Raw genomic sequence first — 26,190 nt, 5'->3', positions numbered from 1 at the left:
TCAAAGCCCTTCGAGCAATTTGAAACATCATGGCGGATGACAAACTTCCACGCGATCCCCTGAGGCGCGAAGCAGCGCTCGCTGCTGCGCGCCCGGAGGCGCCGGCGCGGCCGTTCATCCATCTGCGCGTGCATTCGGCGTATTCGCTGCTCGAGGGCGCCTTGCAGGTCGCCGCCGTTGTCGGTCATGCAGTCAAGGACGAGTGCCCGGCAATCGCAGTCACCGACACAAACAATCTGTTCGGCGCGCTGGAATTTGCCCAGAAGGCGGTGAAGGAAGGCATCCAGCCGATTATCGGTTGCCAGATCGATCTCGCCTTTTCCGGCGAGACCAGCGACGCGCAGCGCGACCGCCGCCGCCATGGTCCGGAGATGCACGCCGTGGTGCTGCTCGCCGCCACCGAGGCCGGCTACAGCAACCTCGTCAGGCTGGTCAGCCAGGTCTATCTGGAGACGCCGCCGGGCGAGCCCGTGCATCTGACGTCAGCAATGCTGGAAGGCCATAGCGATGGCCTGATCTGCCTCAGCGGCGGGCCGCGCGGCCCGATCGGCCGGGCGCTGAAGGAGGATCGCCGAGATCTTGCCGAGACGCGGCTGCTGGCACTCAAGGCGCTGTTCGGCGACCGGCTCTATGTCGAGTTGGACCGTGTTTCCGGTTATGACCGCGCTATCGAGAAATCATCGGTCGACCTTGCCTATATCCATGATCTGCCGCTGGTCGCCACGAATGAGGCGTTCTTCGCCGCCCGCGACGACTATGACGCGCATGATGCTCTGATCGCCATTGCCGAGGGTTCGGTGGTTGCCGCCGACAACCGTCGCCGGCTGACTTCGGACAATTTCCTGCGCAGCCAGGCGGATATGGCGCGGCTGTTCGCCGACCTGCCGGAAGCGATCGACAACACCGTCGAGATCGCGCTGCGCTGTTCCTATTATCCCAAGACCCGCAATCCGATCCTGCCACGCTTTACCGGCGGCGATGTCGCCGACAATGAGGTGGCGCTGAAAGCGGAGGCCGATGAGCTACGCCGGCAGGCGCATGAGGGGCTGGAGGCCCGGCTGGCGGCGCATGGACCCACCGCCGGCTACACGGTCGAACAATACCGCGAGCGGCTCGATTTCGAGCTCTCCATCATCGAGAAGATGAAATTTCCCGGTTACTTCCTGATCGTGGCCGACTTCATCAAATGGGCGAAGGCGCAAGGCATTCCGGTCGGGCCGGGCCGTGGTTCGGGCGCCGGATCGCTGGTCGCTTATTCCACCACCATCACCGATATCGATCCGCTGCGCTTCTCGCTGCTGTTCGAGCGCTTCCTCAATCCGGACCGCGTGTCGATGCCCGACTTCGACATCGACTTCTGCCAGGATCGGCGCGAAGAGGTCATCCGCTACGTCCAGCAGAAATATGGCCGCGACCAGGTGGGACAAATCATCACCTTCGGTACGCTGCAGGCGCGCGCGGTGCTGCGCGACGTCGGCCGCGTGCTGCAAATGCCTTACGGCCAAGTCGACAAGCTCTCCAAGATGGTGCCGCAGAACCCGGCCAATCCGGTCAAGCTGGCGGATGCCATCGCCAACGAGCCGCGCTTTGCCGAGGAGGCCGAGAAGGAGCCGATCGTGCAGACGCTGCTCGATATGGCGCAAAAGCTGGAAGGGCTCTACCGCCACGCTTCGACGCACGCCGCCGGCATCGTGATCGGCGACCGGCCCTTGTCGGAACTGGTGCCGATGTACCGCGATCCGCGCTCCGACATGCCGGTCACCCAGTTCAACATGAAATATGTCGAGCAGGCCGGGCTGGTAAAATTCGACTTCCTCGGCCTGAAGACGCTGACGGTGCTGGAGACGGCGGTGAAGCTGATCCGCCGGCGCGGCATCGAGATCGACCTGGCGACGATCCCGCTCGACGATCCTGAAACCTACGCCATGCTGTCGCGCGGCGAAGTGGTCGGTGTGTTCCAGGTGGAAAGTGCCGGCATGCGCAAGGCGCTGATCGGCATGCGGCCCGACTGCATCGAGGACATCATCGCGCTGGTGGCGCTCTACCGTCCCGGCCCGATGGAGAACATCCCGACCTACAACGCCAGAAAGCATGGCGAAGAGGAGATGGCATCGATCCATCCCAAGATCGACCATCTGGTGAAGGAGACGCAAGGCGTCATCGTCTACCAGGAACAGGTGATGCAGATCGCGCAGGAACTGTCGGGCTATTCGCTCGGCGAAGCCGATCTGCTGCGTCGCGCGATGGGCAAGAAGATCCGCGCCGAAATGGACAAGCAGCGCGAGCGCTTCGTCACCGGTGCGGTCGAACGCGGCGTCGGCAAGCCGCAGGCCGACTTCATCTTCGACCTTCTGGCCAAGTTCGCCGACTACGGCTTCAACAAATCGCACGCGGCCGCCTACGCCGTCGTGTCCTACCAGACCGCCTATCTCAAGGCGCATTACCCCGTCGAGTTCCTGGCGGCGTCGATGACGCTCGACATGGGCAATACCGACAAACTCGCCGATTTCCGCCAGGATGCGCTGCGTCTCGGCATCGAGGTGGTGGCGCCGTCGGTGATGACCAGCTTCCGCAATTTCGAGGTCGGCGAGAACCGCATTTACTATTCGCTGGCGGCCCTCAAGGGCGTCGGCGACGCTGCGGTCGAGCACATCGTCGCCATGCGCGGCGAAAAGCCGTTCAAGAATCTCGCCGATTTCTGTGAAAGGGTCGATCCCAAGATCGTCGGCAAGCGCGTCTTCGAAAGCTTGATCATGGCCGGCGCGCTCGACTGCTTCGGCCACGACCGCGCCCAGATGATGGCCGGCGTCGAACGGATGATGGGGCTGGCTTCTCTGGCGCAGCAGAATGCCATTTCGGGCCAGCACGACATTTTCGGCGCGTCGCTCGGCGCGCAGCAGCAGGCGCTCAATTTGCCGCAGACCGATCCGTGGCTTGCCGCCGACCGGCTGCACCGCGAATTCCAGGTCGTCGGCTTCTATCTTTCGGCGCATCCGCTCGACGAGTACAAGGCGGCCCTGCAGAAGATGCGGGTGCAAAACTGGGGCGAGTTCTCGGCTGCGGTCAAACGCGGTGCCGCCGCGGGCCGGCTCGCCGGCACCGTCACCACCAAGCAGGAGCGCAAGACCCGAACCGGCAACAAGATGGGCGTCATCGCCTTTTCCGACACATCTGGCCAATATGAAGCCGTGCTGTTTTCGGAAGGGTTGGCGCAGTATCGCGATCTGCTCGAGCCCGGACGTTCGGTGGTGATCACCGTTTCGGCCGAGGATAGGCCCGAAGGGGTCAATCTGCGCATCCAGACGGTGCAGTCGCTGGAGGATGAGGCCAGCCGTATCCAGAAGGCGCTGCGCATCTTCGTTCGAAATGACGGGCCTGCGTCGGCGATTCAATCGCAGCTTACCCAGCGTGGGGAAAGTCAGGTAAGCATTATCGTCATCAAAGAAGAGGCGCAGGGCGAGATCGAGATCGAATTGCCCAACCGCTACCGCATCTCGCCGCAGATCGCGTCGGCCATGCGCGCGGTGCCGGGTGTGGTCGAAGTCGAGCTCGTCTAGGCTGCGCTGATATACACGGCAATCGCATCGACGTCGGCCAGTGCATGACGGCATAAAGATGCTCTGGGCCTGACATTGCAGCCGATAGGGCCAGCGTGCGGGGCGTGGTTGAACTGACCTTCCTTTGAACCACATGCGTTGAGCAGAAACTTCACAGGAACGCACAATCATGCCCAGCCGCGAACGCGTCGAAGCCTTCCTCAAGGAGGTGGTCGAAGGCAGCCACGTCAAGGCGATCGCCGACTTCTACCATGACGATGCCACCATGCAGGAAAATCTCGGCGTCCCGCGGGGCGGCAAGGAAACACTGATGGCGCATGAGCAGGCAGCACTCGACCGGATCGAGAAGATGCACACCCATCCTGTCCAGACATTCCTGGTCGATGGCGACAATGTCGCCATCCGCTGGACCTTCGACCGTATCGACAAGGCCGGCACCGTGCGCCGGCTGGAAGAGGTGGCCCTGCAGCGCTGGCGTGGTGACCGGATTGCGGAGGAGCGGTTCGTCTACGACACCGCCTCGGCCTGGCGCCTCGTGGGGCCGGACGGCAAGGTGGTGGAGGGCTGACGATCACCGGGGCCACTAGATCATGATGAGATTCGGTTGAAATCTCATCATGATCTAACCCTTTGTTGGAGCATGATCTTTTCCGCAAACCGGCACCCACTTTTTGGGATCATGCTCTAGACGACCCCGGCTGGGACCGTTACGCACTTGGTGATGAAAGCAGCCGAGAAGGACGGATTGCAGCAAAGCTCAGCGATGGCGCGGCTGCGTGACAGGCTGCGCAAGCTCTATCACGGACGCACGCCGGCGGCGTTCCGGTTTCAACTGGTGGCGGTCATCATCGACCTCACCATCGTCGCCTTCTTCGTTGCCACGCCGGTGCTCCAGGACAAGCCGTCATTCCTGTGGCTCGACTATACCGTCGCCGCATTGGTCGCCGCCGACCTGATTGCCCGACTGTTAGCCTCCAACGACATGTTGCGGCTGATGAAACAGCCGACATCCTGGGTCGATGTCTTCATCCTTTTGACGCTGCTGATGCCGACGGCGCTGGCAAATCTGGCGTTCCTGCGCATCCTGCGGCTGTGGTCGCTGTCGCGCAGCGGGTCGCTGTGGCGGCATTTCGAAATGCGTGGCTTAAGGCCCTGGCGCGAGGCGAGCCACGCGGTCATCAACCTGTTGACGTTCCTGTTCGTCATCACCGGCTTCGTCTACACCTTTTTCTTTCGCACCGGCGCCGGCCTCGAGAACTATATCGATGCGCTGTATTTTACCGTCGCCACGGTGACGACGACCGGTTTCGGCGACATCGTGCTGCCGGGGATCGCCGGCAAGCTGACCGCAATCGCTACCATGATCATCGGCATCTCGCTGTTCGTCAGACTGGCGACGGCGATTTTTCGACCCGCCAAGGTGTTCTTTCCCTGTCCGCAGTGCGGACTGCAACGGCATGAGCCGGACGCCGTGCACTGCAAGGCCTGCGGGCATCTTCTCAACATACCGGATGAGGGGAATTGACCGACCGCTACGAGGCCGCGACCTCGGCCGGCTTTGGCGCCTTGCGCTGCAGGTTGAGCAGGTTGCCCATCAGGATCAGCAGGGCGCCGCCGGCTGTAAAGATGTCGATCTGTTCGCTGTAGAGCAGCCAGCCGATCAGCGCCGACAGTGGCACGCGCAGGAAATCCATCGGTGAAATCACCGTAGCGTCGGCATAGGTGAGGGCACGCGCCATGCAGAAATGCGACGACATGCCGGTGAAGGCAATCAGCAGGATCCATGGCCAGAGTTCGAGCGGTGGGTTGCGCCATTCATAAAGCGCCGGGATCAGGCCGACCACCGACTGGATGATCAGCATCCAGAAGATGATGCGCACGACACTGTCCGTGCGGGTCAGCGACTTGACCAACACCACCGATACGCCAAAGCACACGGCCGCGCCGAGAACGACGAGGTGACCCGGATCCATGGAGCCGACGCCGGGGCGAACGATGACCACCACGCCGATCAGGCCAAGCACGACCGCCGCAATTTTCGGGCGGGAGAGCCTTTCGCCAAGAAAGGTCACCGCCAGGATCGCGGTCCAGATCGGCGTGGTGAATTCGATCGATATGAGCACCGCAAGCGGGATCAGCGTCAGCGCATAGAGCCATGCCGCCTGGCCCGTATAGTGGATGACATTGCGAGCGATATGGGCCAACGGGCGCTGCGTGCGCATTGCGGCGAATCCGCCGCTCATCGTCACCAGCGGCAACAGGATGAAGAAGCCGATCACCGAGCGCAGTTCCAGCACCTGGAAGACGTTGAGCTCGGCGGTGGTTGCGCGGCCGGCGACTGACATCGCCAGAAACGAGGCGATCGACAGCGCCATCCAGAACGCGGCTTTGGGGATCGATGGGGAAGGTGCCATAGGCGCTATGTCGCAAGCCGGGACTTCTATCGCAACCGTTAGGCGACGCATTCGACTGGGCCAGACCGTTGCGAAAACAGCCATGCTGGAAGTGGAACCTGACGAAACGGCAGGCGTTGGTTCCCGGTATTGGCCAATTGCTGGACGCATCGTTTCTTCAACATCAACGGGGAAGAGATTCCGATGAAATCATTCGCGCGGTTTCTGCTAGCCGGCTGCCTGCTAACTGCAAGCGCCGCGGCCCATGCCGACGAGGCGAATTTTCTCAGCTCCTTGCAAGGGAATTTCTCCGGCAAGGGGACAGTCAAGGTCACCACCGACGCACCGACGGTGAATGTGTCCTGCACCTTCAATTCCGACGCGACCTCGAGCTCATTGTCGCTTGACGGCAATTGCCGTGGTCTTGTCGTGGTGACGCGCGCCATCAGCGCCAATCTGAAGGCCCGCGGGGCGAAGTATACAGGCGTCTATGTCGGGTCGCGCACCGGGCCGGCACAGCTCGCCGGCAGCCGTTCCGGCAACGCGATCAGTCTCGGCATTCGCTGGGCGGCGGAGGTCAATGGCGATCGTAAGGCGCGGTTGACGGTCGAGAAAACCAGCGGCGACGGAATGCGGTTGACCGTTACCGACGTCGATCCGAAAACCGGCAAGAACGTGGTGACGAGCCGCATCGATCTCAAGCGTATCTAAGCCGTCTCACTCCTCGATCGGCTCCGGCGGGTTGGCGTTGCGGCCTTTACCGAAGGTGTAGCCGGTTTCCACCGCCTTCTTGCCGAACTTGTCGCGCAGCGTATCGATGGCGCTTTCGGCCATGGCGCGCTTGCGCGAGCCGACGTCGACGAGATCGGGCGGATCGGCCTTCTCGTCATCCGAGAGATCGCTGACACCGATGCCAAGCAGCCGGTACTTTGTCCCGTCCGCCTCCTTGCGCAACAGCTCGAGCCCGGTCTGGAAAATGCGGTCGGCCAGCCGGGTCGGGTCGCCGAGCTGGCGGTTGCGGGTACGCAGCTTGAAATCCTGCGTCTTCAGCTTCAGCACCACGGTGCGCCCGGCAATGCCTGACTTCTTCAGCCGCGCCGAGACCTTTTCCGACAATCCCCTCAGCACTGGAACCAGTTCGCCCATTTCAGCTATGTCGGTGTCGAAAGTGGTTTCGGCCGACACACTTTTCGCATCCTGGTCGGGATCGACACGGCGGTCGTCCTGGCCGCGCGAGAGATGGTAGAGCCGGGTGCCCATCACGCCATAGCGACGCATAAGATCGGCGCGCTCCATGCGCTGCAACTGGGCGATGCTGCGGATGCCGTCGCGTTCGAGCGTTGCGGCAAAAGCCTTGCCGACGCCCCAGATCAGCGTCACCGGCTGTTCGGCCAGGAAACCCAGCGCCTCGGCTTCGCCGATCACCGAAAAGCCGCGCGGCTTGCGGAAATCGGAGGCAACCTTGGCCAGGAACTTGCAGTAGGAAAGGCCGGCCGAAACGGTGATGCCGATTTCCTTTTCGACGGTCTGCGCAAAGCGCGCCAGCACCACCGCCGGCGGCATGCCGTGCAGGCGCTCGGTGCCGGCAAGGTCGAGAAACGCCTCATCGATGGAGAGCGGTTCGACCAGCGGCGTGAGCGCCTGCATCAAGGCGCGGACATCGCGGCCGACGCGGACGTATTTCTCCATATTGGGCGGGATGACGACCGCTTCCGGACAGGCTTCGAGCGCCTTGAACATCGGCATTGCCGAGCGCACCCCCTGGATGCGGGCGATGTAGCAGGCGGTGGAAACGACGCCGCGCTTGCCGCCGCCGATGATCAGCGGCTTGTCCTTCAGCGCCGGATTGTCACGCTTTTCGATCGCCGCATAGAAGGCGTCGCAATCGATATGCGCCAGATGCAGCTGGTAGAGCTCGGGATGGCGGGTGAGTCGAGGGCTGCCGCAACGCTCACAGCGCCTGGTATCGCTGCGCTGAAGGGTCAGGCAGTCGCGGCAAAAACCGTGCTCGGGATTGTTGACAGGGGCCGCCATCGCTGCGAACATAAAGAGAACAGATGCAATGGTACGTCAGGACGGAAGCCGCCACAAGCGGTTAGCCGGGAGAGAACTCATGAGCACCACCATAGCGCCGCTGGCGCCTGACCTATGGGCGGATTTCGAGGATCTTTTCGGCAAGCAGGGCGCCTGTTACGGCTGCTGGTGCACGCATTTCCGGATGGCGCCGGCGGTCCGACGGGCCAGCGACAAGCAGCGCAACAAGGATCATATCAAGGCGCGTATCGAGGCCGGGCCGCCGCCGGGGCTTTTGGCCTTCGAGGACGGCCAGGCGGTCGGCTGGATGCAGATCGGTCCACGCGCCGACGTGCCCGAATGGAACAATCGGGGCCGGGGCTCGGCGCCGGTCGATCCAACCGACGCCGTAGATCCCGGCGTCTGGGCCATCTCCTGCTTCTTCATCCGCGCCAGCGCGCGCGGCCGGGGCGTCAGCCACCGCCTGGTCGAGGGCGGCATCGCTTTTGCCCGCCAGAACAAGGCGCGGCTGGTCGAGGCGTGTCCGATCGACGTGTCGCGCGATTCGCGTTCGATCGGGCTGTTCGTCGGCTCGTCGCGTGTGTTTGAAAAGGCCGGCTTCGAGCGGCTTGTCGAACGCAAGGCCGGACGGCCGCTGATGCGGCTGGTGTTGTAGTCTAATTACCCGTCGGCGTTTGTTGATGTCCTGTGGAAGCTGTAGGTTGGTTTCATAGCAGACGAACGAAGCGTTCCTTTTTGGTCAAATGGAGAATTTTGTGAACCGTGTCTTGCCGCTTGCTTTCCTTCTCGCCCTCAGCGCTCCTGCCTTTGGCCAGGCTGTCGATGCCCAAGGTGCCAAGCAACTTTCCGATGAGCTCTCTCGCTATGTCGGCAAACAGGCGCTCAATGAAGGCATTTTGAAGATCTCAGCCGAGGAGGGTGCCTACAAGATCACCTTCGATGTGAAGGCGCTTGTGGCGAAGATGCCGAAGCAGGATCTGAAGCGGTTCGATTTCCCGCCCGTCACGCTGCGGGTCAAACCGCGCAGCGACGGAGGCTGGGATGTCGCCTCGGATTTCTCTACGACTGGGTCCATCGAGGTAAATGGCCCAAATGGCCTGAACACCGGGCAAATCGTTGTCAAGGATGGCAAGTTCACGGGCGTCTATGACCCGGAACTGGCGGCATTTACCAGCGGCACCAGTTCGATTGCAGGCATGACGATGACGTCGCGCCAAGTCAGTCAATTGACCGATTTGAGCGTGGGGCTGGGCTCTTCCAAATTTGACGCCAGCAAGTCGGCCAACGGCGGCGTCGATCTTAATTTCACACAGGCGATGGCGGACTTCGTCGAAACGGTCAAAATCGATGACCGGTCAATCGCAGCGCTCCGGGCACCGGAGCTCGCTGTGAACGTGACCGCTAAGGCCATTCAGACCAAGCCGCTTCTGGATCTTTTGGCGTTCGCCGTCGCCCATGAGGACGAGGCCCGGCTGAAGGCCGATCAAGCAGAGTTCAAAACGCTTCTGCTCGGTGCGCTGCCGCTATGGGAACGGATCGATGGGACCTACGCATTCAAAAACCTTGCCATTGAAACATATGCCGGCAATTTCGGCGCGGCGCAGCTGAACACCGTTGTCGGCATGGACGGCATCACCAAGGACGGCAAGATCAGCTACTCATTCAAGGTTTCCGGCCTGACAATACCGCAGCAGATGCTGCCCAGTTGGACCGTTGCGTTGCTGCCGACGGATCTCGACCTGAATTTCGGCGGCGCCAACATCGATCTCGACAGTATGGCTCGGAAAACCATAGAAACCCTCGATTTCAGTAAGGATCCACCGCTTCCGGCAGATTTCGGCGATCAGATTTCCGCCAATTTCCTGGCCAAGACACCAAAGTTCGTGCTTGGACACAGCACGGTCAAGAATGGCGACATAGAGGTCGCCATGGAAGGCGAAATGACCTTCCCCGACAAGAAGCCCGATGCCAACGTGACCATCGACGTCACCGGCTACGACGAGATCGTGGCAAGCCTGCAGGAGGCGGCGAAGACCGACCCGCAAGCGTCGCAGGCTTTCACAGGGGCGCTTGCCATCAAGGGATTCGCCAAGACGTTGCCGGACGGCCGTATCGAATGGGTGATCAACGCCAGGCATGATGGGTCGGTGACGGTCAACGGCGCCATGCTGAAGGGGCCTGATCCGGTCGTGGAAGACAACACCGATCAGGATGCGAGCCCTGGGACAGCAACGAAGCCCTGAGCGCTGGACTCAGAGGCGACTAACTCAGAGCCCCAGCGCGCTCGCGATCTTCGGCGCGGCATCGCGCCAGTCCTCGACGGAGATGATGTCGTCGGGCACCGGCGGCATGAAGGCGCGCAGCGAATTGTCGGCCATCAGGTGAAAGAGGTGGGCGTCGGCGACGGAATTGCGCGCCGAGATAAGATTGGCGGGCTGGTCGTCGACAAAGGCCACCGGCCGGCCGTTCTTGCCGCGCAGTTTCGCCACCGCCGGTCCCTTGGCCATCTCGGTGGTCAACAGCGGATAGGGCAGCCCGAGCGCATCGAGATGGGCGCGGCGCGCAGCGCGATGCCGGTGCGGCATGGCGGTCAAAAGGACGATCTCGGCGCGGTCGCCAAGGCTGGCAAGCGCTTGTTCGGCACCATCGGTGACGCTCTGCCAGTCGGCCTGCGTATCGAAGAAATCTCCGAGAAGTGCCGTCACCTCCGGCTGTTCGATCAGCCGGCCGCTCGCCGTTTCGGCAATGTTGCCGGTGAGACGGAACGAGGCCAGCGTCAGGCCGAAGCCGCGCGATTTCAGGAAGTGCGGAAACGGCCGGATGAATTCGAGCACGACATCGTCGACATCGAGGATCAGCAGAGGCCGGTCGTCGGCTGCAAGTTCGGCGATCTGGCGTGCCGTCTCGGGATCGTCGCTCATATCGAATGCTCATGGTCGTCGCCGCCAAGAGGCAGCGCGCGCAACGCCTTGCCGACTGAGGCAGGGGGGGTGCCGGTTTCCTCGGCAAAGCGCAGCAAGGTGGGCTCGTGGGCGAGGATGAACTGCAGCACGCCGGCAAGGAATCCCGGTTCGGCCGCGGCGCGGCGGATGGCGGACGCCTCGATACCGGTGATGGCCAGGAAGCGCGGCAGGAGTTCGGGGTCGGCGGCGACGAAGCCCAGTGCCTTCACGGCAATGGTTTCCGCTTCCTCGCGCATTGACGCTGCGTTTGCCATCACTACTTTCTCGTTGCGGAAATGAGTCTCTTTTCCGCAGTAATCGCAAGCGTCGTCTGCGGCAAGCCACAGCCCCGATCCAATGTGGTTTTCGAGGTGGAATCCGAATGGCTTTTGCCGCTTCGGGTTTCCATTTCGTCAATCATATTGCCTTAAGAGTGGGCGAGGGTTTGGTGTGCTTCGACAAGGGCGGATAGCGGCAGGGCTTCGGGCAGAAGCCTGGCCGGGATGGGAAATCGATGCCTAAGAAGGTCATGATCGTCGAGGACAACGAGCTCAATATGAAGCTCTTTCGCGACCTCATCGAAGCCAGCGGTTATGAAACGGTGCGCACGCGCAACGGGCTCGAGGCGCTCGATCTGGCGCGCCAGCACAGGCCCGACCTGATCCTGATGGACATCCAGCTACCCGAAGTGTCGGGGCTGGAAGTGACGAAATGGCTGAAGGAGGACGACGACCTCCATTCCATTCCGGTCATCGCCGTCACCGCCTTCGCCATGAAGGGCGACGAGGAACGCATTCGCCAGGGCGGTTGCGAGGCCTACATCTCCAAGCCGATCTCGGTGCCGCGTTTCATCGAGACCATCAAATCCTATCTCGGTGATGCCTGATGCCTTCAGCCGGAGCCCTTGTGACATGACCGCGCGGATCCTCGTCGTCGACGACATCCCTGCCAATGTCAAACTTCTCGAGGTTCGGCTGCTGGCCGAATATTTCGAGGTGTTGACGGCCTCCAACGGGCCGGACGCGATCGAGACCTGCGAAAACGGCAAGGTCGATGTCGTGCTGCTCGACGTGATGATGCCCGGCATGGACGGGTTCGAGGTCTGCAAGCGGCTGAAAAGCGATCCGGCGACCGCGCATATACCGGTGGTCATGGTGACCGCGCTGGGCCATGTTGCCGACCGGGTGCGCGGCCTCGAGGCAGGCGCCGACGACTTTCTCACCAAGCCGGTCAACGATCTGCAACTGATGACGCGGGTGAAGAGCCTGGTCAGGCTGAAGTCGCTGACCGACGAGCTGCGGCTGCGCGCATCGACCACCCGCAACATCGGCATGGAGGCGCTGTTGAGCCGCAGCTTCGCGTCGGAGGACGCCACGCCGAAGGTGCTGTTGATCGACGAGCGCAAATCGTCGTTCGAGCGCATCCAGAACATGCTGCGCGGCAGCGCCGAGCTCGACATTGCCACCGATCCGCATGCCGGCTTCTTCCAGGCCGCCGAGGCGCCCTATGAGTGCGTGCTGATCTCGACCGGTTTTACCGATTTCGATCCGCTGCGGTTGTGTTCGCAATTGCGTTCGCTCGACCGCACCCGCTTCCTGCCGATCATCCTGATTGCCGACGAAGGCGAGGAGGGGCGCATCATTCGCGGGCTCGAGCTCGGCATCAACGACTATCTGATGCGGCCGATCGACCAGCAGGAGCTGACGGCGCGGCTGCGCACGCAGGTGCGCCGCAAGCGCTACAACGACCAGCTGCGCGCCAGTGTCACCCAGACCATCGAGATGGCGGTGACCGACGCGTTGACCGGGCTGCACAACCGCCGCTACCTCGACAGCCATTTGCAGACGCTGTTCGACCGCGCCGTGGCGCGGCGGCGGCCTCTGTCGGTGATGATCACCGATCTCGACCGCTTCAAGACCGTCAATGACTCGCATGGCCATGATGGCGGCGACGATGTGCTGCGCGAGTTCGCAAGGCGGCTGCGCAAGAACGTCAGGGGCATCGACCTTGCCTGCCGCTTCGGCGGCGAGGAATTCGTCGTTGTGATGCCGGACACGGACGGCACGGTGGCGGAGAAGGTTGCCGAGCGCATTCGCGCCGAAATCGCCCAGCTGCCGTTTGCCATCGGTCCTGACGGCAAGGCGATCGAAGTCACGGTCAGCGTCGGCGTGTCATCGGTTCTGAAGGGCGCGGACACGGTCGCGGCGTTGATGAAACGTGCCGACGTGGCGCTCTACGAAGCCAAAAGTGGCGGCCGCAACCGGGTCGTCGCCAAGGCAGCGTAGGCTAGACCACCGATTATGCAGTCAATCGGACAGGGTTAGGAATTTACCTTAATCCAAGCGATTCGGCAGGCTTGGTTAAGAAACTATTGATTTTCAAACATTGTTGCGCAAATGTGCGGTGCAAGAACAAGGGCGATGCGGCCACGAGGGTAGACAGCCGCATCGCTTCGCCGAATACCCCATGATGCTCAGGTCCGCCGCATCTCCTGGGTCCGTGGGGTCGGCCGGCCGGCGCTGGCACATAGTGGCCTCCTCGTACCGCTGCCATACGCCGACCGGCCCCCTTTTTTGCCAAAACATGAGATGAGCACTTCGCGCCAAACAGCGGAGGGTTCTGGCTTTTCGGGGCCTTGAATCAAAAACGCCGCCCGAAGGGGCGGCGCTTTTGACAGAGCGTATGAAAACCAGATTACTTGATCTTGGTTTCCTTGAACTCGACATGCTTCTTGGCGACCGGGTCGTATTTGCGGAACGACAGCTTGTCGGTCTTGGTACGGCTGTTCTTGCTGGTCACGTAGAAGAAACCGGTGTCGGCGGTCGACAGAAGCTTGATCTTGATGTTTGCGGCTTTGGCCATTGTATCAGTCCGTTATGTTCGTGGGGTTTTGGCCGCTGGAGCGGGGGAAAACACCCGGACGCGGGAAACTTGGCGCGACACATAAAGAACGTGCCCGGAAAGTCAAGCCCGACGCCTTGCCTGTGTCGTAAGCACATGAGTTGTCCGGATTAGGTAGCACATGAGTTGTCCGGTTTTATCATCGGCCCGATGGAGGCTGAGGATGAGACGGACAGCATGGCTATAGGCCGGCGAATGCCGCGACGCTGCGAAGCGGCGCTGGTTCGGCAGGGTGGATTGGTCACCCGCGCCCAACTCTTCGCAGGCTCAGGGCATTCGAATCTCGAAAAACCACGCAATTGGCTTTTCGTCCGCTACGGACCGCTTCTCACCTCACAACGGAGAAGGTAAGGCCGGTGCTTCCCCTCAGCGGGGCCGGATTTCTAGGCTTCTTCCTTAACTGGAAGCGCTTTCTTCCAGTCCCCGGTGGTGTTCCACCAGCGATTCGGATTGGCGCGGTCGTCCAGGCCCTTGGAGCGGCTGGCGAGGATCGGCTGGATGCGGATCACCGGCTCCTGGTAGGAATGCGCCTGGAAAATCGCCTCGACGACGCGGGCGGCGAGCACCTGGTCATCGGGCAACTCGAACGAGACCTCGACGGTGCCGGGGCGGCGGCGCAGTTCGGTTTCGACGCCGGCGGCTGCACCTTCCAGCGGTCGGTAGCGTTCGATGCCGTGCGCCGTTTGATAGGCGTTGCGGTCGTATTTGCCCATTGCCAGCGGCGCGATCGCGACCACGGCGTCCATGATGCGGTCGACATCGGCTGCCGGTGCCTGGAAGCTGACAAGCAGCAGAAGCGTCATGCGCAGAGATGTGGTTTCAAAGCCGCTGTCGATCATCGCCGTATCCTCAAACTCGGGTTTTTTGGGACACCCTTTTAGCTGAGGTCTCCTGACACGGTTCTGTCAGCAGCGGCGACATCCCGTCAGGATTGCGCAGGCTGGCGACGGACAGGCTACCAGATCTTGCGGACCAGCCTGGCGCTGACCAAGGCGATATAGGCGGCAAAGAACAGGCCGAGCGACCAGCCGAAGCCGGAGGGCCCGAAGGCATCCATGCCGATGCCGATCGCCTGCGGGCCAAGCACCATGCCGACGCCGTAGCAGAGCACGAAGGCGGCATTGGCCGAGGCCAGTTCATGGCCGGAGAGCTGCGAGCCCAGATGGGCAAGGCCGATCGTGTACATGGCGGCCACCACGCCGCCCCAGACAAACAGAAGCGCCGCCATCAGGTGCCAATTGCCGGCGAAGAACGGCATGAAGATGGTGCCGGCAAGTCCGACCGTGGCACAGGCCAAAAGCAGATAGCGGCGGTCTGAGACGCGGTCGCTGATCATGCCGATAGGGATCTGCAACAGCACGTTGCCGAGGCCGATCATGGTGAGCAGGAGGGCTGCATCCGCCTCGGAATAGCCGATGCGGTTGCCATAGACGGGGAACAGCGCAAAGCCGCCGGTCTCGACGGCGCCGAACACCAGCACGGCGGCGGTCGCTGTCGGCACCAGCCAGATGTAGCGCAGGAAGTTGCTGGTTTCGCCGTCAACCACGATTGTGGGACTTTCATTCCGTGCGGCCAGCACCGGGATTGCGGCCAGCGCGACCAGGACGATGATGACGCCAAACGGCAAGAAGCCGGTGCTGCCGATATGGGCGAAGATCCATGGCCCGGCGGCGAAGCCGAGCGACAGCACGGTGGCGTAGATGCCGAGCACCAGGCCGCGCCGGCGCGGCGGCGCCGAGGTGCTGATCCAGAATTCCGACAGGATGAACAGCACCGTCAGCGCGATGTGCAGCACGATGCGTAGTGGGAACCACATCCAGAAGTCCGGCGCGAAGTGGAAGCCGACAAAGGCGAGCGCGCCGGCGGCGATCATGGCGATCATCGTCCAGGCGACGCCGAAGCGCATCGCCAGCGGCGTGGCCAGCGGGGCGCCGGCGATCGAGGCGAGGCCGGCGACCGCGGTGTTGAGGCCGATCATCGATGCCGAGTGGCCGCGGCTCTCGAGAATAACGCTGAGCAGCGGCATGCCGAGGCCTATGGCGATGCCGACGACGCTGATCGACGAGATCGCGGCGATCATCGGTAGCCAATGTACGCGCTCGTCGCCCTCTTGCTGGGTATCGACCGTCATGTGATGCCTGAATACTCTGTCTGTTTGATATTGCGTAATTCCGGACGGAAAACCGCGTCACACTTTTCCTGGAATTGCTCTAAAGAATTTCGCGAACGAAGCGGTTGCGGACAAGCCGGTAGAACGGCACGGACCCACCGGGTCGCAGGCGCGGATCGCCGGCAAGCCGCGTCTCCAGCTCCTGCAAGATCGTTCGGGTGATGTCGGGGATATCGGCCTCTCTGGCCTTGGCGAGCGGCAGCCAGACCAGTTCTTCCAGCTCATTGGTCGGGCCGCCACCCGGCAGTTCCACGGCGACATCGCTGCGCCAGGCGCTGAAGAAGCGGGTGTCGAAACGACGCACGCGATTGGGCGGGGTGATGGCGCGGGCAATGAAGCGCAGCGGCGCCAGCGAAGGCTGGACGCCGTGCTCGACAAAGCCCTGCCAGTCGCGTTTGTCGGTTGCGAACGAGCCTTTGCGGCCGATGAGCAGGCCGGCTTCCTCATAAGTCTCGCGGATGGCCGAGAGCGCGATGGCACGGGCCCGCGACGGGCTGATGCGGCCGACGCCGGCGGTCAGCCTGGCTTCTTCCTCCGGAAGCAATGGGGTGGCAACGGCAATGCGGCTGTCGGCCGAATCGGTGCGGCCGCCGGGAAAGACGAACTTGCCGGGCATGAAGGCGTGGCCTGCATGGCGCCGGCCCATCAGCACCAGAATCTCGTCGCCCTCGCGGTCGAGCAGGATCAGGGTGGCGGCATCGCGCGGGCGTATGGGCAGGCCGCTGTGGGCGGCTGCGCCACGGTCCATCCTGCTGACTTCCGCCTTGGTCATACCTTCCATGCGCAGGACCTAGCGGAAACTTCTGGCAAACGAAAGTGGCCTTTCACGCGGCATGTTGCGCCAGGCGACATTGCCCTGACGCAAACTAGGTTCCGGGATGCGGCTCGGTGCCGTCTTTTTCGCCGCCGAAGCCGTGCATATAGAGCGCCCATTGCAGTCCGATGACGGCGCCCTTGACCGGTTGCAGCAGAGCGACCGACAGCACGATGGTCAACGGCACCCAAATGGCGATGTGCTGCCACATGGAGAGCGTCGAGGTCGCCTCGATGCCCATGAAGGCGCCGAGAACGATGTGGCCGACAATGACGATGACGAGATAAGCGGGCAGGTCGTCGGCGCGGTGGTGGTGGAACTCCTCACCGCACACGGCGCATTTGTCGACGCTCTTGGTGAAGCCGGCGAACAACCTGCCTTCGCCGCAATGCGGGCAGCGGCCAAGGGCGCCGCGCTTCATCGCCGTCCACAGCGGGCGGGCGACTCGGCCCGAATGATGTTCGCCGCCGAAAACCTGCTTCTGGATTCCCATTTCGCTTGCCATTATCGTCTCCTGCCGCGCGACCCCGGGCGCGATTGCGACGCGCGGGCGCGGCCTTTTGCCTTGTGAAACGACCGTTTGGAGCCGGGCAGGGGCTTCGGGTCGGTCAGCATCTCGAAACGCATCGCGCCGGCCATAGGCGCCACCTCGATCAGGCGAACCTCGACGCGGTCGGCAAGCTGATAGCCCTTGCCGGTGCGTTCTCCGAACAGCGATCGCGCGGTTTCGTCATATATATAGTAATCGCCATCCAGACTTGACACCGGGATGAAGCCATCTGCGCCAAACTGCGGCAATTGGACAAATAGTCCCGATTTGGTGACGCCCGAAATGCGGGCGTCGAAGCGGTCGTCGATGCGCTCGGCGAGGTAGGCGGCGATCAGCCGGTCGACGGTGTCGCGCTCGGCCGCCATGGCGCGGCGCTCGGTGCCGGAGATCAGCACCGCGACGTCTTCCAGCCGCGTCTCTTCGTCCTGCGTCAGCCCGCCGGGGCCGAGCCCAAGTGCGGCAATCAGCCCGCGATGCACGATCAGATCGGCATAGCGGCGGATCGGCGAGGTGAAATGCGCGTAGCGCTTCAGGTTGAGGCCGAAATGGCCGATGTTCTTGGGCGAATATTCGGCCTGACTCTGCGAGCGCAGCACCACTTCGTTGACCAGCCCCTCATTGTCGGCGCCACGCACGCGCTCGAGAATGCCGTTGAACTGGGCGGGCCGCATCTGCGCGCCACGCGCCAGCGACAGGCCGAGCGTCTGCAGGAACTCGCGCAGCGATTCCTGCTTGGCCAGCGACGGCGCATCGTGGACGCGGTAGACCAGCGCCTGCTTCTTCGCTTCCAGCGTTTCGGCGGCGGCGACATTGGCCTGGATCATGAATTCTTCGATCAGCTTGTGGGCGTCGAGCCGCTCCGGGACGATGACGCGGTCGACGGTGCCGTCCGGCTTGAGCAGGATCTTGCGCTCCGGCAGATCAAGCTCGAGCGGCTGGCGGCCATCGCGGCCGCGCTTGAGGATGGCGTAGGCGTCCCACAGCGGCTTCAGCACCGTATCGAGGATCGGGCCGGTCTTGTCGTCAGGAAGGCGGTCTATCGCGGCCTGGGCCTGCGGATAGGCGAGCTTTGCCGCCGATTTCATCATGACGCGGTGGAAGGTGTGACGCAGCTTGCGGCCATCGGCGGCAAAAATCATGCGCACGGCAAGCGCGGGACGGTCCTGGCCTTCGCGCAGCGAGCACAGGTCGTTGGAGATGCGCTCTGGCAGCATCGGCACGACGCGGTCGGGGAAATAGACAGAATTGCCGCGTTTCAGCGCCTCGCGATCGAGTGCGGTGCCATAGCGGACATAGGCCCCGACATCGGCGATCGCCACTGTGGCGATCACGCCGCCGGGGTTCTTCTCGTCGAGGTCGGGCGTGGCGAAGACGGCGTCGTCATGGTCCTTGGCGTCGGCCGGGTCGATGGTCACCAGCGGCAGGTCGCGCCAGTCCTCGCGGTGATCCATCGCCGCCGGATTTACCGCCTCGGATTCGGCGATGACGTCGGCCGGGAAGATATGCGGAATGTCGTGCGCGTGGATGGCGATCATCGAGACCGCCTTTTCGCTGGTCAGCGAGCCCAGCACCGCCAGCACCTTTGCACGCGGAAGCCCGTAGCGCGAGGCCCGCGCCGGCTCGACCTCGACCAAATCGCCGTTCCTGGCGCCGTTCTGGAATTCCTTGTCGACGATCAGTTCGGGCTGGCGACGTTCGACCGGCTCGATTCGGAAGGTGCCGTCCCTCAGGATACGGAAGACGCCCAGCACGGCATCGGTGCGCTTCTCGAAAATCTTCATCACGCGGCCGGTATAGGCAGGCCCGGTCGCATCGTCGGTCGGGAAGGTCTTGGCCAGCACACGGTCGCCGATGCCCGGCTGCGGGCCATTGCCGCCGCGGGAGACGCGGATCGAGATGACCGGCGGTTCGCCGGTGCCGACGGCCTCCGCCGGATGCGCCAGCAGGATGCCGTCGCCGTCGCGGCCAAAAATGTCGAGTACGGCGACGTGCGGCAGAGCGCCGACGCGGGCCAACCGCTTGCGCTCCTTGGTCAGGATGCCTTCGTCCTGCAGGTCGCGCAGGATGTCCTTCAGCCAGATACGGTCGTCACCGCGCAGCGCGAACGCCTTGGCGATGTCGCGTTTTCCCGCGCGGTCGGGGTTCTCGGCGATGTAGCGCAGGATTTCGTCACGCGAAGGCCTGTAGTCGTCCTTGACCTTGGCCCTCGTGTCGGCGGTGCGCGGATCGCCGTGGCTTCTACCGGTGATCCTGCGCGCCACGCTGCTATCCCTTTTTCTTCGCCGCCGGCTTCTTGGTCGCCGATTTCTTGGCTGTGGTTTTCTTGCCAGTGGTTGTTTTGGCAGTGGTTTTCTTGGCTGTGGGAGCCTCGGCGGCTGCCGCCTTGCGGAACGGCTTCTTGCCGCCGCCCTTGGCTTCCTTCTCGGCAATCAGCGCCACCGCGTCCTCGACGGTCACCGACTGCGGATCCTTGCCCTTGGGCAGTGTCGCGTTCACATTGCCGTAGTTGACATAGGGCCCGTATTTGCCATCGCGCACGACGATCTTGCCGCCGCCATCGGGATGGTCGCCGAGTTCCTTCAGCGCCGCCGCAGTGCCGCCATTGCGGCCGCCCTTGCCCTTCAGCTGCTTCTCGGCGATCACGGTGACAGCGCGGTTGAGGCCGATCGAGAACACATCCTCTATGCTGTCGACATTGGCATAGGTGCCATCATGCAAAACGAATGGACCATAGCGGCCAAGCCCGGCGGAGATCATCTTGCCGGATTCAGGATGCTTGCCGATATCGCGCGGCAGCGACAGCAGCGCCAAGGCCTTTTCATGGTCGATCGAGTCGGGCGTCCAGCCCTTGGGCAGGCTGGAGCGCTTGGCTTCCTTGCCGTCGCCGCGCTGGATATAAGGACCGAAGCGGCCTGAGCGCAGCGTGATTTCCTCTGCCGTGTAGGGATCGTTGCCGAGCACCTTGGTGCCGTCCTCGCCGCCGCCATTCTCGCCATTCGGGTTGGCGGCATCGCCGAGTTGGCGGGTAAAGGAACATTCCGGATAGTTGGAGCAGCCGACGAAGGCGCCGAACTTGCCGAGTTTCAGCGACAGATTGCCGGAGCCGCATTTTGGGCAGATGCGGGGATTCGAGCCATCCTCCCGCGCGGGGAACACCAGCGGCGCCAGTTCCTCGTTCAGCGCATCGAGCACGTCGGTGACGCGCAGTTCCTTGATGTCGGCGACGGCGCCGGAAAAATCTTTCCAGAAGTCACGCAGCACGTCCTTCCAGGCGAGCTTGCCGTCGGAAATCTCGTCAAGCTTTTCCTCGAGTGAGGCCGTGAAGTCATATTCGACATAGCGCTCGAAGAAGCTTTCGAGGAAAGCCGACAGCAGCCGGCCCTTGGCCTGCGGCACCAGCCGGCGCTTGTCGATGCTGACGTAGTCACGGTCTTCCAACGTCTTCAGGATCGCGGTGTAGGTCGACGGACGGCCGATGCCGAGCTCTTCCAGCTTCTTGATCAGCGACGCCTCGGAATAGCGCGGCGGCGGCTCGGTGGTGTGCTGGGTGGCATTGATCGCCTGACGGGCCAGCTGCTCGCCGGCACGGATCTCGGGCAGGCGACGGTTTTCCTCGTCTTCGGCGTCCTCGTCCTTCTGGTCGGTGTAGGCGGCGATGAAGCCGTCGAAGCGAACGACCGAACCGACGGCGCGAAGCTCCGCCGTGCGGGCGCCATTGACCGCCTCGATTTCGACCGTGGTGCGCTCGATCTCGGCCGACTGCATCTGGCTGGCGATGGCGCGCTTCCAGATCAGCTCGTAAAGCCGCAGCTGGTCGGAATCGAGATACTGCCTGACCGAAGCCGGCGTGCGCATGAAATCGGTCGGGCGGACCGCCTCGTGCGCTTCCTGGGCATTCTTGGCCTTGGCTGTGTACTGGCGCGGCTTTTCCGGGAGGTATCTTGGGCCGAATTCCTTGGCGATGGTGTCGCGGGCGGCGTCGATCGCCTCCGGCGCCATCTGCACGCCGTCGGTTCGCATATAGGTGATCAGGCCGGTGGTCTCGCCGCCGATCTCCATGCCTTCATAGAGGCGCTGCGCCACCTGCATGGTGCGCGTCGCCGAAAAGCCGAGGCCCGACGATGCCGCCTGCTGCAGCGTCGAAGTGGTGAAGGGCGGGCCAGGATTGCGCCTTGTCGGTTTGGCTTCCACCGACAGAGCCTTGAAGGTCGCGCCTTCGAGCATGCCCTTGATATCGTCGGCCTGCGCCTTGCTGGCGATGTCGAGCTTCTGCAGCTTCTTGCGCTCGAACGCGGTCAGCCGCGCCTCGAAGCTGTCGTTACGTGGCGTGCCGAGGAGGGCAGCGATCTGCCAGTATTCCTCGCGGATGAAGCGCTCGATCTCGGATTCGCGGTCGCAGACCAGGCGCAGCGCCACCGACTGGACGCGGCCGGCCGAACGGGCGCCCGGCAATTTGCGCCACAGCACCGGCGACAGCGTGAAGCCGACGAGATAATCGAGTGCGCGGCGAGCCAGATAGGCATCGACCAATGGTGCATCGATCTGGCGCGGATTGGCCATCGCTTCCAGCACCGACGACTTGGTTATGGCATTGAAGACGACGCGGCTGACCGGCTTGTCCTTCAACACGCGCTTCTGCTTGAGCACCTCCAGCACGTGCCAGGAAATGGCTTCGCCCTCGCGATCCGGATCGGTGGCGAGGATCAGGCCATCGGCATCCTTGACCGCGTTGGCGATGTCGGTGAGACGCTTTCCGGACGCGGTGTCGACCGCCCAGGACATGGCGAAATCCTCGTCGGGACGCACCGAACCATCCTTGGCCGGCAGATCGCGGACATGGCCGAACGAGGCCAGAACCTTGAAGTTCTTGCCGAGATACTTGTTGATTGTCTTTGCCTTGGCCGGCGATTCGACGACGACGACGTCCATGAGGTCTCATATCAGCTGTGGGGCGGCAGAAGAATTCCGCTGCGTGACGCATTCAATTGGTCGCTCACATGGCCGCGCTTTTGCGATCGGTCAAGGGCAAGCGGCCAAAATGCGGAGGCGTGTGCCGCAATACACTCTTAGAGTGTATGGAGAAGATCACAAAATTTTTGTCTGGGAGGGTTCGTGTTTCGAGCCACCGGGAAAGGCGCCGCGACCAGTTCGTGCTGCCCGTAAATGCCGAACTGGTCGCCGGGTCGCTTGGAGCCGGCGGCCAGCCGAGTCCCGCCGATGGGGTGCGGGATAGAGGTTCGGACGATCAGTCGGCCTTGACGATGTGCCAGACTTCGCCGACGCCGTTGCCGGTGATGTCACCGGCCTTCTTGTCCTTGATGAAGGTGTAGACCGGCTTGCCGTCATAGGCCCACATCTTGGTGCCGTCGGTGCGTTCGACGATGGTCCATTCGTCGTCCGCCTTGGCGCCATCCTCGGCCTTCAGCGGCGGCCAGTTGGTGGCGCATTTGTCATAGCAGTTGGTCTTGCCCTTCTCGTCCTTGTCATAGGTATAGAGCGTCATGCCATTGGCATCGGTGTAGATCTTGGTGCCACCGACTTCGGCTTCCTTCCACGCTTCGGCGGCGAAGGATGCGGCGGTGCTGAGCAGAAGGGCGGCCAGGCCGACGGTGATCGTTTTCATGGAAATCTCCCTGGTGATCCGACGAAGCGCGCAGAAATCGCGGCTTCGCTCTGTGAACGTTCGGCGAGGGATATTTCTTCCCCGGCTTGGTCAACTTGGGATTGGCCGACAACAATTCGTCCGGCCGGATCGTATCTGTAGCCAAATTCCACACGATGGTGATTGGCGAACACGATTTTGCGTCGCTATATCGGCGCCAAGGAATCTGGAGTTCTGGAATGCCATTGGACATCGGCTATGTCAGCGCGGTCGGAGCGGGGGCGATCTCGTTCCTGTCGCCTTGCGTGCTGCCGCTGGTGCCGCCCTATCTCTGCTACATGGCCGGCGTGTCGGTCGACGACTTTCGCGGTGGCGGTGCCGGCGTCACGGCCAAGGCCGGCGCCCGCGGCGCGCTCATCTATTCCTCGCTCGCCTTCGTACTCGGTTTCTCCACCGTGTTCGTGGCGCTTGGCGCCGGCGCCTCGACCATCGGCCACTGGCTGCGCGTCTGGCAGGAGCCGCTGGCGATGGCGGCCGGGGTGCTGATCATCCTGATGGGGCTGAATTTCCTCGGCATCCTGCGCATACCACTTCTGTCGCGCGAGGCGCGCTTTCAGTCGCAGGGCAAGCCTGCCAGCATGGTCGCCGCCTATGTCATGGGGCTGGCCTTCGCCTTTGGCTGGACGCCGTGCATCGGCCCGGTGCTGGGGCCGATCCTGACCTTGGCCGGCGGCCGCGAGACGGTGGGCGAGGGCGCTCTTCTGCTTGCCGCCTATTCGCTTGGCCTCGGCATTCCGTTCCTGATTGCTGCCCTGTTCTCCGGCGCCTTCATGCGCTTCCTCGGCAGGTTCCGCGTCCATCTCGGCCGCGTCGAAAAAGTCATCGGCGCGCTGCTGGTCGTCGCCGGGGTGTTCTTTCTCACCGGCGGCGTGCAGACGGTGTCCTACTGGCTGCTGGAGAATTTTCCGGTGCTGGGCCGGCTGGGGTAGGTGCTGGGCTTGACCCTAGGAATATCCGCTTCTGTGCACTTCAAATCGCCGTCCGATCTTCTCCGGAATGACTACCTCCTGGCCATCCGAGTCGATCCACGCACCATTTACAACTAAGCATTCTCCCATTGGGGCGGACTATCCATGTCCGTCCCACCCTGGGATGTTAAGATCGTGTTTGGGTGCGGTAGAGACCAACTCGTATCGCCATATCCTTGCCGATGTTGCGTCGATGGAGTTGTCGATTGACCAATTTTTATGCGCAATCGGTAGCGATTCCTTCTTATAGGCATCAAGCAACTGCAATCTGAGAGCCGCGATCAACACGCAGTTTGCCGCCTGTCCAAGATCAGGATGAACTAGATACTGAGCTCGCAAACCCGTGGGGCTATTAAAGAAAATGTCAAAGGTCGTTGGCTTAACCCGCAAACAAAACCCAGCGCGATGACACCCGAATAATTCGGCTCGGTTCCCGGGCCTTACAGACGCATCTATCTTTCTTGAAGCGGCTTCCTTGCATATTCGCTCTACAATCTCGTCAAAAGCAGGCGAATTCTCCAACTCAAATCGCCGCCGTTTGTCGAAATCGGACCGAAAGGCCCAACTGACAGCTCGCGGGAACGAAATCTGGGTATTCATCCCCAAAGCACTTTCTGTCTCCTGCGGATGACCATACTTACCTGACGACCGCCAAGGGTCTTTGTTAGGTTTCTACCGAAATTCAGCCGCATTGGACCGCGATGCCTCCGGTGCTAAGACTGCAACGAATCTCGGTCCTCGGAAACTCCCAACATGCAAACCAGATCCTGCCTGTCCGTTATCCTCGCCGCCGGTGAAGGCACGCGCATGAAGAGCGCGACGCCGAAGGTGCTGCACCAGATCGCCGGACTGCCGATGGTCGCCCATGTGGTGAAAGCGGCCGAGGCCGCCGGCGCCCGCAGCCAGGCGCTGGTGATCGGCCATGGCGCCGATGATATGCGCAAGGCGGCGGCGAAATTCGCGCCCAAGGCCGAGACCTTCGTGCAGGAGAAGCGGCTCGGCACTGCGCATGCCGTGCGGGCTGCGCGCGATGCGATATCAAAGGGTTATGACGATATTCTCGTGATGTTCGGCGACACGCCGCTGATCGACGCTGAAGCCCTGGTGACCGCGCGGCAAAAGCTTGCCGATGGCGCGGCTGTTGTGGTGATCGGCTTCCGCCCGCCCTGCCCGACCGGCTATGGCCGGCTGATCGAAAAGGGCGGCAAGCTCACCGCCATCCGTGAGGAGAAGGACTGCTCCGCCGAGGAAAAGAAGATCGGCTTCTGTAATGCCGGCATGATGGCGGTGGCCGGCGCTCATGCGCTCGAACTGCTCGACAAGGTCGGCAACAAGAACGCCAAGGGCGAGTTCTATCTCACCGACATCGTCGAGATCGCCAGCGCGCAGGGCGTCGATGTCGTTGCCACCGAAACCAGCTTCGAGAGTGCGCTAGGCATCAACAACCGAGCCGAACTGGCGCAGGCGGAAGACATCTGGCAGACGCGTCGCCGGCACGAGGCGATGCTGTCGGGCGTAACGCTGATCGCGCCGGAGACCGTGTATTTCTCGCACGACACCGAAATCGGCGCCGACACGATCGTCGAGCCCAATGTCTGGTTCGGCCCGGGCGTGAAAATTGCAACCGGCGCCAAGATACACGCTTTCAGCCACATAGAGGGCGCCACCATCGCCTCCAATTGCGACGTCGGTCCGTTCGCGCGGCTCAGGCCTGGCGCCGATCTGAGGCAAAAGGCCAAGGTCGGCAATTTCTGCGAGGTCAAGCAGGCGGTCATCGAGGAGGGCGCCAAGGTCAATCATCTGACCTATATCGGCGATGCCCGTGTGGGCGCGGGGGCCAATATCGGCGCCGGCACCATTACCTGCAACTATGACGGCTACTCGAAGTTTTTCACCGACATCGGCGAGGGCGCCTTCATCGGCTCGAACTCGTCGCTGGTGGCGCCGGTTTCCATCGGCAAGGGTGGCTACATCGCCTCGGGCAGCGTCATCACCGAAACCGTGCCGGACGATGCGCTGGCCTTCGGCCGCGCCCGCCAGAAGACCATTCCCGGGAAAGGCAAGGAATTGCGCGAGCGCTTTGCCTCGGCCGCTGCGGCGAAGAAAAAGGCCGGCACCGACCATTAACCGCCGAAGCAATTGAACAACCGAGGAATTGCGGTAACCGGATTGCAAGAGCGGTGTGTCATGGTGCATCGG

22 protein-coding genes are annotated in these 26,190 nt (G+C 62.6%); 10 read left to right on the top strand and 12 right to left on the bottom strand.

The features are described 5' to 3' along the window. Window positions 1-29: 29 nt before the first annotated feature. The 3 genes from dnaE to NKI31_RS02655 all read left to right on the top strand — a co-directional run bounded on the left by dnaE (window position 30) and on the right by NKI31_RS02655 (window position 5,082). Window positions 30-3,557 (top strand): DNA polymerase III subunit alpha, encoded by a 3,528-nt coding sequence (gene dnaE / locus NKI31_RS02665; RefSeq protein ID WP_023805310.1) that lies wholly within the window; start codon window positions 30-32, stop codon window positions 3,555-3,557. Between the two features lie 169 nt (window positions 3,558-3,726). Continuing rightward, complete coding sequence (locus tag NKI31_RS02660; protein WP_352650280.1) at window positions 3,727-4,125, top strand: nuclear transport factor 2 family protein; 399 nt, start codon at window positions 3,727-3,729, stop codon at window positions 4,123-4,125. A gap of 153 nt (window positions 4,126-4,278) precedes the next feature. Next, window positions 4,279-5,082: a potassium channel family protein gene (locus tag NKI31_RS02655; protein ID WP_023710633.1), complete on the top strand. Its 804-nt coding sequence runs from the start codon at window positions 4,279-4,281 to the stop codon at window positions 5,080-5,082. Between the two features lie 7 nt (window positions 5,083-5,089). Here the strand turns inward: NKI31_RS02655 and NKI31_RS02650 are convergent, their stop codons facing one another. Next, the gene (locus NKI31_RS02650) at window positions 5,090-5,971 is read right to left on the bottom strand and encodes a DMT family transporter (protein ID WP_023710632.1); all 882 of its coding nucleotides are present in this window, start codon (window positions 5,969-5,971) and stop codon (window positions 5,090-5,092) included. Window positions 5,972-6,154: 183 nt separating this feature from the next. Between NKI31_RS02650 and NKI31_RS02645 the strand changes: the two genes are divergently transcribed. Next, on the top strand, window positions 6,155-6,661 hold the full coding sequence (locus NKI31_RS02645; protein WP_023681578.1) for a hypothetical protein: 507 nt from the start codon (window positions 6,155-6,157) through the stop codon (window positions 6,659-6,661). A 6-nt stretch (window positions 6,662-6,667) separates the two neighbouring features. Here the strand turns inward: NKI31_RS02645 and NKI31_RS02640 are convergent, their stop codons facing one another. Next, complete coding sequence (locus NKI31_RS02640) at window positions 6,668-7,996, bottom strand: DNA polymerase IV (RefSeq protein ID WP_023710631.1); 1,329 nt, start codon at window positions 7,994-7,996, stop codon at window positions 6,668-6,670. A 67-nt stretch (window positions 7,997-8,063) separates the two neighbouring features. Between NKI31_RS02640 and NKI31_RS02635 the strand changes: the two genes are divergently transcribed. Further along, window positions 8,064-8,639, top strand: coding sequence for a GNAT family N-acetyltransferase (locus NKI31_RS02635; protein WP_023681576.1), 576 nt, complete (start codon window positions 8,064-8,066; stop codon window positions 8,637-8,639). A 100-nt stretch (window positions 8,640-8,739) separates the two neighbouring features. Next, window positions 8,740-10,227: a hypothetical protein gene (locus NKI31_RS02630; protein ID WP_352650277.1), complete on the top strand. Its 1,488-nt coding sequence runs from the start codon at window positions 8,740-8,742 to the stop codon at window positions 10,225-10,227. Window positions 10,228-10,251: 24 nt separating this feature from the next. Here NKI31_RS02630 and NKI31_RS02625 read toward each other — a convergent pair whose 3' ends face one another. Then, a complete protein-coding gene (locus tag NKI31_RS02625; protein ID WP_023695429.1) occupies window positions 10,252-10,905 on the bottom strand; it encodes a hypothetical protein in 654 nt (217 codons plus the stop codon). Continuing rightward, window positions 10,902-11,201, bottom strand: coding sequence for a DUF3572 domain-containing protein (locus NKI31_RS02620; protein WP_023691161.1), 300 nt, complete (start codon window positions 11,199-11,201; stop codon window positions 10,902-10,904). The genes NKI31_RS02625 and NKI31_RS02620 overlap by 4 nt, the downstream gene beginning before the upstream one ends. Before the next feature lie 239 nt (window positions 11,202-11,440). Here NKI31_RS02620 and NKI31_RS02615 point away from each other — a divergent pair, with 239 nt between their 5' ends. Then, the gene (locus NKI31_RS02615; RefSeq protein WP_023667574.1) at window positions 11,441-11,812 is read left to right on the top strand and encodes a response regulator; all 372 of its coding nucleotides are present in this window, start codon (window positions 11,441-11,443) and stop codon (window positions 11,810-11,812) included. 25 nt (window positions 11,813-11,837) lie between these two features. Then, entirely contained in the window at window positions 11,838-13,211 is a 1,374-nt protein-coding gene (locus NKI31_RS02610; protein ID WP_352650275.1) for a PleD family two-component system response regulator, read from the top strand. Window positions 13,212-13,620: 409 nt separating this feature from the next. Here NKI31_RS02610 and rpmG read toward each other — a convergent pair whose 3' ends face one another. From rpmG to NKI31_RS02570, 8 genes are all read right to left on the bottom strand, one after another. Then, window positions 13,621-13,788: a 50S ribosomal protein L33 gene (gene rpmG / locus NKI31_RS02605; protein WP_006201775.1), complete on the bottom strand. Its 168-nt coding sequence runs from the start codon at window positions 13,786-13,788 to the stop codon at window positions 13,621-13,623. A gap of 422 nt (window positions 13,789-14,210) precedes the next feature. Next, window positions 14,211-14,666, bottom strand: coding sequence for a YqfO family protein (locus NKI31_RS02600; protein WP_023688312.1), 456 nt, complete (start codon window positions 14,664-14,666; stop codon window positions 14,211-14,213). A 116-nt stretch (window positions 14,667-14,782) separates the two neighbouring features. Further along, entirely contained in the window at window positions 14,783-15,958 is a 1,176-nt protein-coding gene (locus NKI31_RS02595; protein WP_023701188.1) for an MFS transporter, read from the bottom strand. Window positions 15,959-16,037: 79 nt separating this feature from the next. Then, window positions 16,038-16,778, bottom strand: coding sequence for an NUDIX hydrolase (locus NKI31_RS02590; RefSeq protein ID WP_023714243.1), 741 nt, complete (start codon window positions 16,776-16,778; stop codon window positions 16,038-16,040). Between the two features lie 85 nt (window positions 16,779-16,863). Further along, on the bottom strand, window positions 16,864-17,316 hold the full coding sequence (locus tag NKI31_RS02585) for a DUF983 domain-containing protein (protein ID WP_352650272.1): 453 nt from the start codon (window positions 17,314-17,316) through the stop codon (window positions 16,864-16,866). After that, on the bottom strand, window positions 17,316-19,622 hold the full coding sequence (rnr, locus tag NKI31_RS02580; RefSeq protein ID WP_352650270.1) for a ribonuclease R: 2,307 nt from the start codon (window positions 19,620-19,622) through the stop codon (window positions 17,316-17,318). The genes NKI31_RS02585 and rnr overlap by 1 nt, the downstream gene beginning before the upstream one ends. A gap of 4 nt (window positions 19,623-19,626) precedes the next feature. Next, a complete protein-coding gene (topA, locus tag NKI31_RS02575; protein ID WP_352650268.1) occupies window positions 19,627-22,290 on the bottom strand; it encodes a type I DNA topoisomerase in 2,664 nt (887 codons plus the stop codon). Between the two features lie 316 nt (window positions 22,291-22,606). Then, the gene (locus tag NKI31_RS02570; RefSeq protein WP_352444072.1) at window positions 22,607-22,984 is read right to left on the bottom strand and encodes a COG4315 family predicted lipoprotein; all 378 of its coding nucleotides are present in this window, start codon (window positions 22,982-22,984) and stop codon (window positions 22,607-22,609) included. 218 nt (window positions 22,985-23,202) lie between these two features. Between NKI31_RS02570 and NKI31_RS02565 the strand changes: the two genes are divergently transcribed. Both NKI31_RS02565 and glmU read left to right on the top strand, forming a co-directional pair. Then, complete coding sequence (locus tag NKI31_RS02565) at window positions 23,203-23,952, top strand: cytochrome c biogenesis CcdA family protein (protein ID WP_352444071.1); 750 nt, start codon at window positions 23,203-23,205, stop codon at window positions 23,950-23,952. 792 nt (window positions 23,953-24,744) lie between these two features. Continuing rightward, window positions 24,745-26,118, top strand: a complete 1,374-nt coding sequence (gene glmU, locus NKI31_RS02560) for a bifunctional UDP-N-acetylglucosamine diphosphorylase/glucosamine-1-phosphate N-acetyltransferase GlmU (RefSeq protein WP_352650266.1) — start codon at window positions 24,745-24,747, stop codon at window positions 26,116-26,118. Window positions 26,119-26,190 lie beyond the last annotated feature (72 nt).

The sequence above is a fragment of the Mesorhizobium sp. M0659 genome, assembly GCF_040320605.1.
GTDB lineage: Bacteria > Pseudomonadota > Alphaproteobacteria > Rhizobiales > Rhizobiaceae > Mesorhizobium.
The sequence above is the reverse complement of the archived record's forward strand: the minus strand, read 5'-3'. Positions and strand labels throughout refer to the sequence as shown.